Origin of the sequence: Brotocaccenecus cirricatena, assembly GCF_020687045.1 — a bacterium.
Taxonomy (GTDB): Bacteria; Bacillota; Clostridia; order Oscillospirales; family Oscillospiraceae; genus Vescimonas; species Vescimonas cirricatena.
The window spans coordinates 17,703-34,935 of record NZ_JAJEPW010000012.1; the positions used below are offsets into that span (position 1 = coordinate 17,703).

The window sequence follows — 17,233 nt, forward strand, 5'->3', positions numbered from 1 at the left end:
CTCATCTCCGATGTTGTGTGATAAAAGAGAACCGCCGAGGCGCCAAGGTACGCCCCGGCAGTTCCGGTGTATTTACTCGGTTTCGCTGTCCAGAATCATCCGTCCAGCACTGTCAAAGTTGTAATATCCCTCCGGCATCAGGCCGTGCGTCCAGTACACATAGTAGCTGCGGTCATGGACGACCTCACAAGTGGAACGCACATAGTAGTAGTCGCCATCAATCTGGATCAGACCGGCATAAGCACGTTCACCGTTCCTGTAGAAGTACAGGCTTCCATCTTCCTCGTAGATCCCGTTTTTCAGAGGTGCGACGCTGCCTGTCAGCTTGCCATCTGTGTCGAAGTGATATCTGCCCTGCGGCAGCAGATCATGTGTCCAGGAAATGTAGTAATCGCAATCGCGTACCACTTCGCACTTGGAATTCACATAGTAATAATCATCGCCAATTTTGATGAGGCCCGCATAGGTCAGTGTTCCGTTGACATAGTAATGCAAAACGCCATCTTCCTCGACAATGCCATTCTTCGGAGTGCCGGTCAGCTTTCCGTTTTCATCGAACGTGTAGTAACCGGCTTCCTTCAGGCCATGCGTCCAGGTGATCCAGTACACACAATCGGTCACGACCTCACCGTTGCTGCGGACATAGTAGAAATCACCGTCAATTTCAATCAGGCCAACATAGGTTACCTTTCCGTTGACATAGTAACGAAGCACGCCGTCATCGTCCTTTACGATGCCATTCTTGTCCGTTGCGCCCTGAATGAGCTTGCCCTCTGCGTCAAAGGCATAGGTTCCTTCCTCCATCAGGCCGTTCATTCTGGAGCAGTAGTATGTCTGGTTCACGATCAGCTGACCCTTGCTGTTGGCATAGTAGTAATCATCACCGATCTTGATCATGCCTGCAGGAGCCTTGATGCCGTCGACATAGTAGAAGAGGTCTTCGCCATCCTTCAGGATCCCGTTTTTGCTGGTGTCCTCGTCGTGCAGAATGACGCCGTTTTCATCGAAGTAGTAGCCCCACTCCGGAAGCGCAAGGCCATTGGTCTTATGGAGCCAGCAATCCTTGCCATTCAGCACTGTGCTCTTTACTGCAGCCGAGAGGGTAAGTCCGTCACGCTCCTCCAGATTCTTCTGAACCGCGAAGTAATAATAGTTGACCTCGCCGTTCTCCTTGACAACGCGCTTCAAACCGGCTTCTTCTTCGATGATGCCGCTGTTGAGCCAATAGGTGTCCGCTCCGACGCTGTAAACACCGGTAACGTCGCTCTGGAATACGCCTTCCGCATCAAAGACGCAGCGGGCTTCTTCCGTTGCTCCATCGGGGACCAGCGTCGTGATTCCGGTAGCCGCGTATCCGTTTTCGGTGTCCAGATAGTAGGTATTGCCGTCAATGACTGTCCAACCAGTCTTCTGCAGTTCGCCGTCCTTGTAGTACTGCTTGCCGTTCACATCCGTAAACCAGCCGTTCCAGAACTGCCACTGTGCATACAGCGTTATATCTCCGGTCAGTTCAAGAATTGCGCCCTCATCGGCATAGGTGGCTCCGCTGCCATCTGCGGCAGTGTTCCAGCCGATGAAATTGTAGCTCTCACGGGTAAAGGCGTTGGTATTCAAGGCAGTGTCCACACCGACTTCAAAGCGCTGAGGCTCCATACTGCCTTCGCCGCCGTTGGCATTGAAGGTGATGGTGTAGAACACACGGGCAGTTGCAGAGTACTGTGCCGTATAAGTGGCATCCTCTTCAGCAACCACAACCTCCGGGTCCCAGCTGGTGAAGGTGTAGCGGTAGTTCTCGTCAGGAGCCTTATCTGTGCTGCCCTTGAAGGAAGGCATGGTACCCTTTAGATAATCTTCTTCTGCAACGACCTCGCCATCGATCACCCAGGTGATGTGTGCGCCGGTCTTAGGAATTTCCTTGCCTTGTTTCAGCAGTTCATTGCAGACAGAGCAGTAAGTGTCGCCGGTGTAACCGGGTGTCGTAAGCGTCGCTTCGACCGCATTGCGAATCTCCGGCTTGTGACCGGTAGCCGGGATCACTTCCTGTTTAACAATGACTTCGTTGCAAACAGAGCAATGCTTGCCTTCCGTCAGGCCAGGCTCGGTGCAGGTCGGAGCCTTTGCTGCGTCAATGACTTCGGTGTGCCCCTTGGCGGGAATCTCTGTCTGTGCAATGATGATCTCATTGCAGACGGAGCAGTGCTTGCCCTCAGTTTTGCCAGGTTCGGTGCAAGTCGGCTCAACTGCCGGATCAATGACCTCGGTATGTCCCTTGGCGGGGATTTCTTCCTGGGCAACGAGTACAGTATTGCAGACGGAGCAGTGCTTGCCTTCGGTCAGACCAGTCTCAGTGCAGGTTGGAGCCTTTGCTGCATCGATTACTTCTGTGTGGCCGGTCGCGGGGATCTCTTCCATACCGGAGAGAATCGCATCACAAACGGAGCACTTCGTACCGGCTGTATGACCAGCCTCGGTGCAGGTAGCGGGCTGTTCCGCAACTTCAACAGGGGTATGCCCGGTTGCATCGATTGCTTCGGTCTTGGTTGCACTGCAAACTGTGCAGGTGTAGGTCTTGACGCCGGCATTCTCACAGGTAGGAGAGGTCGTGATCTCGCCCTCATCCCAGCTGTGGCCCTTGGCGGGGATCTCTTCCTGCGCTTTGATAACCGTTCCGCAGACAGAGCAGCTGATGCCATCCGTCAGACCCGTTTCGGTACAGGTTGCGGGCTTGCCCACAACGGTCTTCTCAGTGTGGCCGGTCGCAGGGATCTCAGTCTGCGCAACGATGATTGCGTTGCAGACGGAGCAGTGCTTGCCCTCGGTCTTGCCGGATTTGGTGCAGGTCGGCTCGACCCTTGCGTCAATGACCTCGGTATGGCCCTTAGCCTGAATAGTTTCGCCCTTGGTGATTTCCTTGCCGCAGATGGCGCAGACCGTATCACCGGTGTAGCCATCCTCGGTGCAGGTGGCATCCTTTTTGTTGATCACCTTGGTGAGAGAATGGTTGTCCTCCCACTGGGCGTAGAGCGTGGTATCTGCCGTCAGATTAACGGTCGCACCATCCGCATAGGAGTCACCAGTACCATCTGCCACCGTATTCCAGTTCAGGAAGTTGTAGCCTTCACGAGTGAAGGTGTTTGCATTCAGCGCCGTATCCTTCTTTGCGGTTACGCTCTGCGGGGCCATCGTGCCTTCGACCGGATATTCCGCACTTCCGTTGGCTTCAAAGGTAACCGTCAGCTCTGTGGACTCTTCGCCGCCCCAAACGCCATTGACATAGTTAATGATATCGCCAGCGCTTGCGGTCGCAGTTTCCGCGTAAGAGCCGTCAGCATTGTGCAGCTTAGCGGCGGTGATGGGGATGTCATGTGCCGTCACGCTGGAACCGCTCTGCGTGTACTGATACGTCGTGGTCTCCGTGCCGGGTTTACCCCGCTGGTTATAGACACCGGTACCGGCGCTGGAGCAGATGTCCGCACCGCTTTCTGTGGTATACATGGTTCCATTGACGGTCAGTGTACCATTGACATCCACCTTTGCATCTACAAGATCTTTTTCAGTGCGGTTATAGGTCTTGCTGGGCGCGTAACCAACAGCTTTGAATTTCAGGCTATAGGTGTCACAATAGCCGCCCCACTCATCCTGGTCATAGACATAGATGGCAACACTGTTGGAAACCACCAGTTCTGCGCCGCTTGCGATGTTGGCCTGAACGCCGGGCAGAAGTGCTGCAATCTGGTTTACTGTCAATTTACTGTCTTCCGCCAAGTTGATCGTCATGTTATTTGTAATAGGCAGAACATATTTTTTAGAGTTGACAGAAGAACCGGCCAACTTCAGGTTCAGATTATTGACTTCAGCTTCACCATTGACTGTATAAATGATACGATCCGTTGTGCCGTCATACATTTTGGTCATGCTGCCGGAGACAATTTTGAACATGCCGGTATCCCCGATAAAGGGAATGGCGGAGGTATTGATCCGGCTGCTGGCATAAACCGCCGCAAACGCAGTTTCTGTCGCTCCCTGCTCCAAAGTCATTGCTGATTCCACGTTTTGAATATCGTACTGATTGAAGGGAAAGACCTTATTGCCGATACCCATTGTTGCACTACCGCCGCGGAAGTCCAGAATCTGATACCACTCATAGACTGTACCACCGGATTTTACCGTGACTGTGCCCGCACCGGAGACAAAGCCCCAAGCGTACAGATTGCCGCCGCTCTTTACGGTGATATTGCTGCCAGCATTCAGCCAAACCTGACCGTAATCCCCGGACATATAGCTATTGGAGCCGCCGGAAGCAGATTGATATTGACCGCCAACGCTGAGGCCACCCTCCACCGTGAGAGTAACGCCCTCAGCAAGTGTCAACGATCTAAATTCATTCTTTTTCGTAGCTGCCTGATGGCCTGGAGTCAATGCAGTGGGAGTTGTCGTGAACAGCGTTTTGCCCGCATCAAACGGAACCAGGAGTGTGATTCCGCTGGGAATCGTATAATTCTGATTGAGCGTAGCTGTCTTGCTCTGGAGAGTGATTTTTTCAATGCTGTTTGCCTGTGCATATGTGATTGCATCATTTAGCTCGTCAAAAACCTGGCCTCCAGTTTCAAAAAGGCCAGCGGTCTCAGGCGCAAACAAAGCCGTGAGGGTGCAGTCAGCCTCTACATTCAGCAAGATGGTCGTGTCCGTGCCCACATATTGATTTGTCGTCACGTTGTACCAACCGCGGAACTGATAGCCAGCATCTGGCGTCGCAACCAGTTTATAGGCGTTCATCGCATTTTGGGTGTTGCTGAACTCCTCGGTAACAGCTTTTCCATCCACAGTATAGGAGCCGTTTTCTGCGGGTAGGAAAGTGGCCGTCGCTTCAATGTTGGCAGACAGCGCAAGGTTGGTCATGGTGATCTTGGTGGCAGCGCTGGTGCTGTTGGACTTGATATATATATTTACCTTTTCGCCAGCAGCGAGCTCTTTGGAGAATGTACCGCCCGCAGTAATGGCGGTTCCGTCTACTTGAATCGTTCCACCCTGCGGATCGATTGCATAATCAAAGCTCAACGTCGCAGCAATACTGCGCTTGTTGGTAATTGTGAGGGTCGAACTGTAATGCGTTGTACCGCAACCACTTGAACTCTGGATTGAGCCCGTGACTGTCGTGCCGTTGGCAGACCAAGTATCCGTCTTGTCTCCGCTGTAGCTCAAGCCGATGTTTTCATTGCTCAAGCCTGTTACTTCGCCACTTTCGGCTGCGAATGCTGTAATGGTCACATTGGGCAACAGCGTTAAGACCATGCACATGCAGAGCACAAGCGAAAGAAATCGCTTCAATGTGCTTTTCATTTCTTTATTACCTTCTTTCTTTGATGATTTCTGGCGTTTATTTCTATGTAAATGCTGAGTCCCGCCGCAAATGCGATGGCTGCCCAGACATGAGAGAGGTGGAACAGCATCCCCGTAGAGGACGTCCGGAAGAATTCATCAAGAAAGCGGAACGCTCCGTAGGATGCCATATAAAGCGGATAAGTGCTGCCGGGGTTCTTGCTCTTTTTCACTCTGGGAACGAGCAGAATCAGCATCACAATGTAATAGAAAATCTCGATTTCCCTTGTGGGAAAGTGAAAATGCGTTCCCGGTATAACTAAGCCGGAGCAGCATCCAGAGACGATGCAGTTGACCCGAGCACACATCAGTGTAAAAAGCATGCACGGAGTAAACACATCGCACACTTTGCAGTAAGGTCGCTTGGTAAGCTTGGCTCCCAGCCAGTAGGCTGCCGGCATAAAAAACACACCGCCAAACAGACTCATGTTTCCTATGTCGCCGCTTTCCAGAAAAGCAAAGACTTTCACACTGCATACGCCGATAGCAGTATGCAATACCGAAAGGATCAGTACGGCATACCATTTCATTTGGAGTTGCCGCCGCATCCTGTACAGCCAGAATACATTGAAAATAGTTCCCAGCAGTAAGAGTACGATCAGGGAATGCTCTTTCAGCCAGATAAATACAAGATCAAGCAAAGCGTACTCCTTTTCATAATCGTATCCTCCATGGGGTATGACGCACATACGCCATACCCCATGGCTTATTTGGTCATCTCACCATCTTGCCGTCTGCACCAAAGGTGTAGAATGTGGCAGGCAGCAGGTTGTTGGTCTTAGATACCCAGTAACGCTGACTGGTGATGACCTTGCAGTAGCTGTTCACATAGTAGTAATCACCGTCAATCTGAATCAAGCCAGCATAGGTCTTGACGCCGTCCACATAGTAATACAATTCGCCATCCTCGCTGACGATGCCGTTCTTCACCTCGGGATCAGGATTGGGATCCGGATCGGGGTCGGGTGTCGGAATAGGCGCATCGGTCATTTTACCTTCCGCATCAAAGTTGTAGAATGCAGCGGGGAGCAGATCGTTGGTCTTGGACACCCAGTAACGCTGACTGGTGATGACCTTGCAGTAGCTGTTCACATAGTAGTAAGCGCCGTCGATCTGAATCAGGCCAGCGTAGGTCTTGACACCATTGACATAGTAATACAGCTCGCCGTCCTCGCTGACGATGCCGTTCTTCACTTCGGGATCAGGATTGGGATCCGGATCGGGGTCAGGTGTCGGAATGGGTGCATCGGTCATCTTGCCGTCTGCACCAAAGTTGTAGAACCCAGCGGTCAGCAGATCATTGGTCTTAGACACCCAGTAACGCTGATTGGTGATGACCTTGCAGTAGCTGTTCACATAGTAGTAGTTACCATCGACCTGGATCAGGCCAGCGTAGGTCTTGACACCATTGACATAGTAATACAGTTCGCCATTCTCGTTGACGATGCCGTTCTTCACCTCGGGATCAGGATTGGGATCCGGATCGGGGTCAGGTGTCGGAATGGGCGCATCGGTCATTTTGCCGTCTACATCGAAGTTGTAGAAACCAGCAGGCAGCAGGTCATTGGTTTTGGACACCCAGTAGCGCTGGTTTGTGACCACCTTGCAGGAGCTGTTTACATAGTAGTAATCGCCGTCAATCTGAATCAGGCCAGCGTAGAAGCGAACGCCGTTGACATAGTAATACAGTTCGCCGTCTTCATTCACAATGCCATCCTTCGAGGGATCGGGCGTATCAATGATCATGCGGCCATCTTCATCAAAGCTATAAAATGCCGGTGCAAAGCCAGTATCATTGGGATAGGAAACCCAATGACGGGTGTTCTTCACTGCCGTGTAGTCTACGCTTCCGAAATAATAGTAGTATCCGTCTTCCGCCAGATACAGGCCATTGCAGACCATACCGTTGATGGTATAATACGTATTTCCATTGAGGTAGAAGAGCCCCGTGTGCTGATATACGCCATGGCAGATACCATCTTCTCCAAAGTCGTACCAATAAATCGGGTCATCATGGTTGTCGCGCAGTTTTACATACCGGAGGCCCTCATAGCGATAACCGTCCTGATTGAAGAAATACAGATTTCCTTCGATGGTGTACCACTTGCCCTGAACAAAGCCGGGGCCATAATAGTAGCGCTTACCATGGTCCGTGGCCAGCCATGCACCCTTCACCAGTTTGCCGTTTTCAAATTGATAGGTCACATTGGGGAAGAAGCTGCTGTTTTCACCATTCAGCCCATGGAAAGTCTCGGGGTCAAAGTAGTAGTAGCTGTTGTTGCCATCTGCATCCGTCAGGTTCCACCAACCGGACTTGGCCACACCGTTGATGGCGTAGTACCATGCGCCGTCGACTTCAATCAGTCCAGTGACCTTGCCCTCGCAAGCACCGGTCGTCTCATTGAACTGGTAGAAATACTCGTTGCTCTCATCGTTGAGGCCAGGAACCTTGTGGATTCCCTTCAAGGCGTTGTTCTCGACGAAGTAGTAGGATGTACCGTTGACCGTTTTCCAGCCGGACCAAGAGCCGTTGTCCAGGATGAAACGATCCGTGAATTCCTGATACGATTCGCAGTAGAAATGACCGCCGCAGGGGTGCGTGGTATTCTCCGGCTCCTCATAGGGATAGATCCCATACTGCTCCTGGAAGGAGGTCTGCTTGGCCATGCTGTAGAGTGCATTTGCGCCCAGATAGATATCGTAGCCGACCGAACCGGAGTTCTCGATACTCAGGCACTGATCCGCATCCCACTGTGCGCCGTCCTTGGCAGACAGCTTCACGCCGCTGAGGATGCAGATGGGGTTGGCCGTGTCAGGATCGATGGCCTGGCTCTGCTTGATGAAGTTGCACTTCACAGTGAGCAGATTATTCTCGTCCAAGGATGCGGATGTAAGACGGAAGTAATCATTCGACACCGTCAGGTTGGAGATGTCCACAGCGACATTCTGGTCAAACTGGAACTTCACCGTCACCTCAGTCTTCGAGCTGACACGCTCTGCCAGCTGGAGCAGCATATCCCAAGCTGTAATGCCGGAAATATCGCCGCCAGCAACCATGGACAGAAGCGGCTCCAGCTTTTCAGGCACCTTGATCGTCATCATATCCAGTCCAAAGACATAGGTGACATTCATGGGCTGGCTGGGATCGATCACATGATAGCGGTCTGTCTCGCCGTCGCCGCCGGGGAGATATTCCGCATTGGAGACATCTCTTGTCCATGCGAAGGTTCTGTCGCCGCTTGTGGCGTTGTCAAAGTCGAAAATCGCCTGATTGGCACTGTACATAGCGACCTTGATCGTGGCACTGATGGAGTAGTCCCGCGTGATCATGGCCGTGATGGTCACATTGCGCAGACCGGACTCCTCGCTGCCGGTAAAGGCAAAGCCATTGTTCGCAGCTTCCACAGTACCTGCTGCGCTGTTGCTCAGTTCAAATGTGATATCGCCTGCGCACACAGCGACGGGATTCTCGTTATAGGTTGCAACCAGAGGAAGGCGTACCGAATCTCCGTAAATGGCGTTGATGCTCGTTTTGGAGAATTTCAGGCCATTCGGCTCGACCACGGTAAGCGTCTTGCTGCCGATCACCGTGTCACCGGACAGGAGCTGAATTTCCACGCTGCCTTTCTTGACGGCGGTGAAAACACCATCTTCAGAGACGGTACCGATGGTTTCATCCGCGGACTTCCATGTGATATCGGCAGGGAGTTCCGCCGCGCTGCCGGACACACTGACACCGGAAGCGATCAAGCGGACTGCGGCGCCGCTCGTCAAGTAATCATAAGCGGAGGTGATCAGGGCATGATCGAACTCCGTGGAGGCAGGGGCCGTGGAGACCACCATCAGAGAGGAGCTGACGGAACGCTCATAGCCATCAGAAGGCCGATTCACGACCGTGAGCGTATCGCTGCCTTCCTGCTTCGCTACGAAGGTAGTGGAACCGCCACCGTCCAGATTGATTGCGGTCACACAGCCTGCGTCCAGCATGATCTGTGCCAGTTCTTCAGCACTGCCGCCGGCGGAGAAGGGTTCCTGACGGCCGTCCAGCACCATCAAGACAACATTGCCCTCAGCGGTGATACCCACACAGGTGCGGGAATGACGGCTGTTATAATAGTCTGCTGCGCTGGTCACGACGGACTTTCCATCCTTGACCAGATAAACGCTGCCGCCGACAGCCTCTTGGATTTGGCCTTTATAGGCTGCGTAATCGCTGGAGCTGCCGATCATGGCGGTTCCATCCTTCAGGATTGCAAAGAAGTTCGCCGATGCGCCGCTGTGGTATTCGACACCCTCCATGACCAGCGCGCCGCTGGGAGCGCCGGTCGTCATGTTGTAGAAGTCCGCATTCACGCCGACCACGGCATTGTAATGCTCCACATAATTCGCCGCATCGGACGGATCGGAATGCCGCTTCTGGGCCGCCGCCATCTGGTCAGATACACGGGACATGGCCCAGCCCTGGCTCGGATCGTTGGCGTGATAATTGGCGTGGATGCTCACATCCTCTCGGGCGATATCCGCCGTGGCAATGTAGTAAACGATCTGCTTGTCGTCCTTGGTCAGCGCATAGTTGATCGTCTGCGTCACGCCGGGAGCGACTGTTGTCGTATCCGAAGAGAACACAGAGTAGTATGCATCATCCGGCTCCGGGTCGGGTTCGGGATCAGGGTCAACCGGGTCGGTGCCGTTGGGGTCACCTGCAAGGTCAAAGAGGTAATCCGCAAAAGCGTAGCAGCACGCTTTACGCAGCGTCTCATAATTGGAAAGGTCAGTCAGAGAATAGGAGCTCTCCAGCGCACCAATCAGAGTATTGCCGGTATAGGTGCTCAGGACTTTGCTCCGGATACCGTCCTTGGTGACCATGCCGCCCAGACGGTTAGTCAGGAAGTAGGAAGCACGGCTTGCATCTGTAAGCCCTGCGGTGAAGTAGTTCTCGATGATCGTACTCAGAGCCACACCGCCGCGATTCATCTCCGTTGTGAGATAGAACGCATCCATGTCGCCATAGAGGTCCGTGTCGGTGAAGGAGTGATCCACACTGTTGAGCGTGCCGTAATCCACGCCGAGGTATCTTGCGCGAATGTTGGCAGCAAGTGTATCGACATCAGTCTCCGTGGTATCTACCTTGTCAGCGATATCCACGTTTTCGGCGCAGTACATCAGATCCGTAATGTCACCGGCCCAACTGCCCATGTCGGCACGAGCCTGAACAACAGCATCCGTCATGCCCTGCACCTTGGCGTAATTAGCCACATCCATTGCGCCAAACACATGGCCAAGGTCAACTTTATTGCCATTGGGCAATGTGAAATTGCCCAAGTTCTTCAGTGCAGAAGCCGAGGTGTTGTTCGCGGTATCCTGCTCGGAAACATAGGCGGTAAAGGCAGTATTCTCTTTGCCGCAGACCATTTCCCAAGTGCCGGAGGTGTACCGCTCCACGCCTGTACGGATATAGTTGATGATCAGCGCATTGGCATTCTCACCAGCATTTTCTTCCGCATAGGTCTGGGCATAGCCCTCCAGAACCTTGAAGCAGGAAAGGAATGTCGCATAGTCTGAAATCTCAGTGACAGCAGCTGTGTCATCCGCCTGCTCCGATTCCTGGTCTTCCAGTTCAATGGAGATATCCTCGAGTTCAGAAGCAACAGGTTCTTCATAGTTTGTGGTGGTATCCTCAATTGCCGAGTCATCTGCCGCATACGCGCCAACAGGCAGCAGCGTTGTCAGCAGCATGACGACGACAAGGCACATTGACAGATACCTTTTCATTGTTCCTCTCGCCATGACAGTTTCTCCTTACATTTATTTTAAATTATCGATCAGATAATTTAAGTCCTCCTGCATTGCGTAGAAGCGGGTCTGCTCTGTCTCGTCCAAGCCAGAGTCGGCAGGCAGTTCATCTACATGCAGATAAACATTTCGCTGGGCTCCTGTGTCATCCGTCAGGCTGCCGACAACCTCGCTGCTGTCATCACCAATTAAAACCTTGAACAATTCATAGGTTTCTTCTCCGCTCTTGGTTTCAAAGGTAACCGCAATCGTGTTTCCGTTCTGCTCCTGGCGAATGGTAACATACTCCTGCCAACGATCCGGATAATGCAGATCACCGTAGTCTGTATGAACGACTACATCTTCTGGAATCGTATCTGCAGAAACATTATCATTCTGCTCTTTCTGCACTTTGTCATTGCCGCATCCGGCCAATAGGCCACACAAAAGTGCAACGCATAACAAATAGCCTATCAGTTTGACTGGTGTCTTTCTTTTCATTCCATAACCTTCCTTTATTTTTGATTTTGCTATATTCTTCAGGGCGTGTGCCCTAAAATCACAAGTATTCCGTGTATGGACGCTCGGTATCTAATTTCAAGTATCTGTGATGGCTTCTTTGCTTATCTGGCGGTGGATCTTGCCAATAGTCACCATACTTCTGCTTCAGATACGCATCACAGTCTTCCGGAAGCCGGACAGGAAGCCCCTCGAATATGCCGTAGCTGCCATCGCCATATATTTCTTTTCTGTGGTATTCCAAACGGCCTTGCCAGTTTCCGTGATTTGCGATGACATTCGAGGATTCTACCGGCCATGCAGAGATCAATGCTGTATAGGCCGCAGCAGTTTGTGCGGTGTTTTTACCAAAGCCCAAAGCTCGCAGCGGATTCACAACCGCTTCTTTCCATCGCTCAGGACGAACACAGGGAATGGATAGCTTTCTGGCAAACCAGGCTTTCTTGCGCTCCAGTCGTTCCTGCTCTTTTTTATCTTTCGGGTACCCATCCAGAGGGAAAATGTCAATGCTGATTCCATGGTTGATTGGAAGTGCCGCGATACTTTCCTCAATGCAGGTCGTTTCTGAATTCCTCAGCTTGCTGTAGATTGCGGGAAATGCAGGGTCTGATTGAAAGTTTTGAAGGAAGAGCTGTTCCGGAAGCAAAGCCGGAGCTTCCTTGCAGAAGCGTTCATAATCATTGCGAAATAACGCGACATCGACATCATCATCCCAAGGGACAAAGCCGCCATACTTAACCGCCCCCAGCGCACTGCCGCATACTAAAAAGTATTTCAACTGCAGCTGATCACAGATCTGCATGAAGCTTTGAAGTATCTGGAGCACTTTCTTCTGGATTGGGGTCATTCTCTAATCTCCTCATCATTGCACTGACCATTCCATCCACTACGCACAGAGCAAGGAAGAAGTTCAATGCACCTTCCCAAATTGGTTCAACAGAGCAATTGACGTATGCGCCGATATACAGGAACAGAAGAAGGTATCGCAGTGACGGAAGAATTTGTTTGCTCTTCCATATCACCGTCACATTGGCAAAGTTTTTAATGGAATAAATCAACAGCAAGCAAAATGGAATGATTCCTGAAACTCTGCCAACATCCAACCACATGTTATGGCGATATATCTGACTGGCTCGGCCGCCCATCGGGTACTGAATTAATTCACGCAGTCCGATCCAAAAGCTTTGAAAGCGGAAAGAATCCGAATTTTCTAAGGATGCCCGCCGCTCATAGCGTGCCGCCAGATTTGTACTCAGGATATAATCCCTTATGGACAAGACATTGAAATGGTAGAGCAGAAACGCAATCAGGCTGATAGCGGCCATGATTCCAATACATTTCAAAACTCCGGCAATGCCTTGCTCGCTGTATGCGAATTGCAGTGCGGCAAGAATCACGATCAGCAGAAAAATTGCGAATTGTGTTCGTGTTCCCAGCATGAACATGTACTGAATTGTGGCAAGAAACAACGCAAGGAACAGGATCTTTACCGGGAGCCTTTTCTCGAACTTCACCGCATAGGGGGTAACTGAGATCGGCAGCGTATTTAGTGCGCCGGATCCCGTTGCAGCTCGATATGTACCTGTCCAGAAATCAATCAAACGGTATCGGTTATTTCCGATGTTGACCAGCATATTCAAGGTTGCGTAAGTTCCAAATCCGGCTGCCAGCGCCAAAATGCCATCTCGGATTTGTTTATCAGAACTTCCCTCAGCGATGAGCCAACCGATTGCGAATGCGACGACTGGCAGAATTCCATGGTGGTACACACCCGAGATCGTCCGCATTCCAATCAAGGCATATGTCATGCCTGCAGACAGCAGCAGCCAAAAGCCTGGCGCATACAAGAAGTTAAAATAGATTTCTCTGCCAAGCATTCGCTGCCGCAGCAGAGCTACAAACAGGAACACCAGCGGATATGCATATCCCCAATTGATCGCACCGAGCGTCAGCAGGAACAGAGGTACAATTGTCATGCGTCGCGTTGCTCCTTATGAATGAAGTCCAGGACCCGGCGCATTTGCACATTTCGATTTTTATTCTTCAGCACAAACTCTCTCCCTCTCGCGCCCATCGCATTCAGCTCTGACGGGCTTAATTTCCTGAGAGATTCCACCGTATCCCGAATGGAAGCAGCGCTCTCCTCTGGAATATAAGTTAAGAATGGATCATACTCTCCGGGTATCCCATCCAGACGAAACATCATGACCGGATGGCCGGATGCCATATACTCCATGGTCTTGGAGGGAAAGCTGTATTTCGTGTATTCACCCTGATTGGTTCTGGGGTTGACAAGCACGGTTGCTTGCTTCTGCAGCTGCACCGCTTCCTCATGTGGTAAAAAGCCGAAAAAGCGAATACGGGAATCCTGTGCTGCATACGTGCGAATTTCTTCCTCCATTTCCCCGGAGCCGCACAGCCACAATTCAATATTAGGATCCTGCAATTCCTTCATCGCTTGAAGGAGTAATTCAAGGCCATAGCGCCGGTTCAACCGTCCTGTATATAGCATGGAAAATGGTTGAGGCTTTGAAACCGGCGGTTCATCTGCAACATCCCCGCACATTCCCTCCATCACGAGGTATGGGCGATTGCCTACATGCAAAGGCACAGCCATTTGTTCCGTCAGGAGGATGAAACGATCTACCCTTGCCATAAAGTGATAAACAATTTTGCAGTGGATTCTCCGCAAAAGTTTCCTGAATACAGAAACCTGGTGCATATCATAAAACTCGGGAATATCCGTAATCACTGCCGTTACTTTGTATTCGGGCTTCAGTTTGTTGACAGCCCACAAAAACGGAAGATATGCTGTGAAAATCAGGAGTTCTGATTCACGTGGATACTTCTTCAGCCACGCTCGTACCTTCCTCATTCGTATGAATTGTTTTACGAGCGGGATATTCCAACAGCCGACCTCATGGCCGACTATGCTCCCACAGGACCAGTCTTTATCTTTCAGGTGAAAGATTTTGAAGTTTTTAGGCCATGTTCCAACCGGTAAGGCATTGATAACAATCAGCGGTTCATCTGTATTCGTATGGATTCCCTTAATCAGATTCCATTGAAAGTTATTCGCCGCATTGGAGACGCCTCGTTTTGATGCGGATATAATTTCCTGTTCCCGTTTCTCTGGGAACAATGGTCCCAAAATAATCATACAGATAGCTCCACCGCTTCTCGTTCCGTCAGTTTATAAATTTGCTCTGCCAGCCCGTCAATATCATTTTCTTTTACAATGTACTTTCCACCCGCACTCTCAGGGCTGCCACCGACATCATAGGTGATAACTGGCGTCCCGCAGGCTCTGGCTTCCAAGTTCACCGTCGGGTATGTATCCTGGTGCGTAGGATTGACGAACACGTCTGCTGCACTGTATATTTCGGCCAACTCTCCGGGATTGGCTGTACGGGGTAGGGCCAGGATTCCTGGCAAGAGCCTACTTTTCTGCTTTTCCGTCACGCCTACCAAGACGATTGCAAATTGGCTGTCCAGCTTTTCCCGCAGTCGGCAAAAATCGAGCAGTCCTTTCTCCTTATCCCAAACGCTGGCTGCACCCAGAACAACTGTTTTCCCATCCAATCCGTATTGCTTTCGGAAACCACTTGGCGTTGGCTTGAACAGGCTTTTATCAATCTGATTATGTAATACCTCAACAGGGTATTCTTTTAAGAAGCTTTGCTTCACTGTCCGGGCTAACCACTCTGATGGAACAATGATCGTTAAGTTTGCCAAGCCAGTAAAACACACCTGTTTCTGCCGGTAGTTCCTCTGCGTGTGATCCGCCCCATATGTTTTGGGATATGCCTTCAACTGTGGACAATCTCCGCAGCCGGATTTCCAGCGGTCACATTTTGCGGCGCTGAAATGAGCACAGTGTCCGGTAAATGCCCAGCAATCGTGAAGCGTCCAAAGGATTTTGATCTGAGAATGCTTTTTCAACCATTTGAAGAGCAGTTCAATATTTAAATAGTAGCCATGCAGATTGTGCAGCCAAATCACATCCGGCTGAAAATGCTCGATTTGTGAAAGTAATCGCTGTGTTGCTGCTCTGGAGCCGTACCCATTCAAATCGAATAAGCGCGTAATTCCTGCGTGAAACAGATAATCCGGCTTTGTACCGATTCGAATCAATTGTGCCGCACCGTTATCTGCACATGTTCTTCCATATGCGGCAGCACATTCATGTCCCTCATTTTTGAGCTGTTCACATTTATCTGCGATAATTCTGCCTGTACTTCCAAATCCATAGACAGAGTTAATGAATAGATATTTCATGAAAAGCAATTCCTTAGTTGGCCGTGCGTAATACGTTCTTAACCAAGGCGGCATACTTGCTTAGACCGATGCCCCTGGCATACTTTTCTGTGTAGAGTCTCACTGCATTGTCTAACATTTTTTTGCACAGTTCCGGGTTCCGATACAGTTTCAAGATATTCTGGGTGAGCTGCACACCATTTCCCACATCTGAACATAGCCCGATTTCAGAATGTAAAGCTTCCTTTGATAAGTAGGAGCTCTGTTCCGCGATAGCCAGAATTGGCAAACCGCCCTGCAGATAGCTATAATATTTACTGGGGGCACACATACCGGTCAGCCCCTGTTCGAGACTGACAATGCCGCAGGAACTGGCAGCGACTGCATGCTCAAAAGCAGTTCCTGTGAGGAAATCGCAGATCCGGACATTGGGAAGCCGTTCTGCCGCCTGTCGGACTGATGGCATCTTGTTTCCGTGCCCAGCAATTAAAAATTTGATATTCTTGTGATCCGCCAATTGATTCATTGCCTGAATCAAGGCTGTTTCGTCCTGACAAATACCGATATTGCCAAAGTAGGCAACGATAAAGTCCTCATCTGTATATCCCAGTTCAGCCCGTGCTGCGGACTTGCTGCCATCTGCTGCTTCATGCGCCCAATTGGAAATGGTGACAACGCGATTCGCAGAAAGCTCAGGTCGATGGTCAAGAAGGTATTCCCGCATCTCATCGGTCAATGCCACGACAGATTCAGCGCGTTGGAAGAGGCTTCTGTTTATTCGCTGCATCACGCTTGAAACGGTGCTGCCTTCTCTCAGACTACCCGAGGCATAAGCGACTTCCGGATAAACATCGTAGGACACAAAGATGATTTTCGTTTTAAAGAGTCTATTGGCCAAAATTGCAGCAATAGGAAGTACCGGTGGATTCGAATAGACAATGACCGCTTGGTAGTCCTTAATTTCGAAAATATGGAGCAAGACCGAGAGTGTAAGAGAAAAATAGTTGATCAGTCTTCCAAGCCTACTGTGTCGGCTGAGCTGCATATAGTGAAGCCGGTGAATGGAAACGCCATCCTTCGTCTCTCTAACTGGAACCTCACCGCTGGTGTTATATTCCCTTGGGTAGCCGCACAAGGCACCGACAGAGTATCCGTTTTGCGCCAAATAACTGGCAGTATCAAAAGGGAGTGTTGCGGAGGAGTTATATTCTGGATAGAAAAATTGGCAGAGGAAAAGGATGTCACGTTTCATTTTTTCACGATCTCTCTTACTTTTTTCTTATTCCGGTTTAAGAACCCTAACGCA

Annotated in this window: 9 protein-coding genes; all 9 read right to left on the minus strand. The window is 50.8% G+C overall.

Annotated elements, in window-relative coordinates; translation table 11 throughout:
- Positions 1–72: 72 nt before the first annotated feature.
- Positions 73–5,340: an InlB B-repeat-containing protein gene (locus LKD37_RS05850; protein ID WP_302928338.1), complete on the minus strand. Its 5,268-nt coding sequence runs from the start codon at positions 5,338–5,340 to the stop codon at positions 73–75.
- Complete coding sequence (locus LKD37_RS05855) at positions 5,337–6,020, minus strand: prolipoprotein diacylglyceryl transferase family protein (RefSeq protein ID WP_302928339.1); 684 nt, start codon at positions 6,018–6,020, stop codon at positions 5,337–5,339. The genes LKD37_RS05850 and LKD37_RS05855 overlap by 4 nt, the downstream gene beginning before the upstream one ends.
- A gap of 73 nt (positions 6,021–6,093) precedes the next feature.
- Complete coding sequence (locus LKD37_RS05860; protein ID WP_302928340.1) at positions 6,094–11,166, minus strand: phosphodiester glycosidase family protein; 5,073 nt, start codon at positions 11,164–11,166, stop codon at positions 6,094–6,096.
- An 18-nt stretch (positions 11,167–11,184) separates the two neighbouring features.
- Positions 11,185–11,652: a hypothetical protein gene (locus tag LKD37_RS05865; RefSeq protein ID WP_302928341.1), complete on the minus strand. Its 468-nt coding sequence runs from the start codon at positions 11,650–11,652 to the stop codon at positions 11,185–11,187.
- A 58-nt stretch (positions 11,653–11,710) separates the two neighbouring features.
- A complete protein-coding gene (locus LKD37_RS05870; protein ID WP_302928342.1) occupies positions 11,711–12,517 on the minus strand; it encodes a LicD family protein in 807 nt (268 codons plus the stop codon).
- Positions 12,459–13,646, minus strand: coding sequence for a hypothetical protein (locus LKD37_RS05875; protein ID WP_302928343.1), 1,188 nt, complete (start codon positions 13,644–13,646; stop codon positions 12,459–12,461). The genes LKD37_RS05870 and LKD37_RS05875 overlap by 59 nt, the downstream gene beginning before the upstream one ends.
- Positions 13,643–14,830 carry a glycosyltransferase gene (locus LKD37_RS05880; protein WP_302928344.1) on the minus strand — a complete coding sequence of 396 codons (1,188 nt, stop codon included), beginning with the start codon at positions 14,828–14,830 and terminating at the stop codon, positions 13,643–13,645. The genes LKD37_RS05875 and LKD37_RS05880 overlap by 4 nt, the downstream gene beginning before the upstream one ends.
- Entirely contained in the window at positions 14,827–15,948 is a 1,122-nt protein-coding gene (locus tag LKD37_RS05885; protein WP_302928345.1) for a glycosyltransferase, read from the minus strand. The genes LKD37_RS05880 and LKD37_RS05885 overlap by 4 nt, the downstream gene beginning before the upstream one ends.
- Before the next feature lie 13 nt (positions 15,949–15,961).
- Positions 15,962–17,179, minus strand: coding sequence for a glycosyltransferase family 4 protein (locus LKD37_RS05890; RefSeq protein ID WP_302928346.1), 1,218 nt, complete (start codon positions 17,177–17,179; stop codon positions 15,962–15,964).
- Between the last annotated feature and the right edge of the window lie 54 nt (positions 17,180–17,233).

Coding starts and splice junctions, on each gene's coding strand:
- LKD37_RS05850 (WP_302928338.1), bottom strand. CDS start 5,340: ATGAAAAGCACATTGAAGCGATTTCTTTCGCTTGTGCTCTGCATGTGC.
- LKD37_RS05860 (WP_302928340.1), bottom strand. CDS start 11,166: ATGGCGAGAGGAACAATGAAAAGGTATCTGTCAATGTGCCTTGTCGTC.
- LKD37_RS05865 (WP_302928341.1), bottom strand. CDS start 11,652: ATGAAAAGAAAGACACCAGTCAAACTGATAGGCTATTTGTTATGCGTT.
- LKD37_RS05870 (WP_302928342.1), bottom strand. CDS start 12,517: ATGACCCCAATCCAGAAGAAAGTGCTCCAGATACTTCAAAGCTTCATG.
- LKD37_RS05875 (WP_302928343.1), bottom strand. CDS start 13,646: ATGACAATTGTACCTCTGTTCCTGCTGACGCTCGGTGCGATCAATTGG.
- LKD37_RS05880 (WP_302928344.1), bottom strand. CDS start 14,830: ATGATTATTTTGGGACCATTGTTCCCAGAGAAACGGGAACAGGAAATT.
- LKD37_RS05885 (WP_302928345.1), bottom strand. CDS start 15,948: ATGAAATATCTATTCATTAACTCTGTCTATGGATTTGGAAGTACAGGC.
- LKD37_RS05890 (WP_302928346.1), bottom strand. CDS start 17,179: ATGAAACGTGACATCCTTTTCCTCTGCCAATTTTTCTATCCAGAATAT.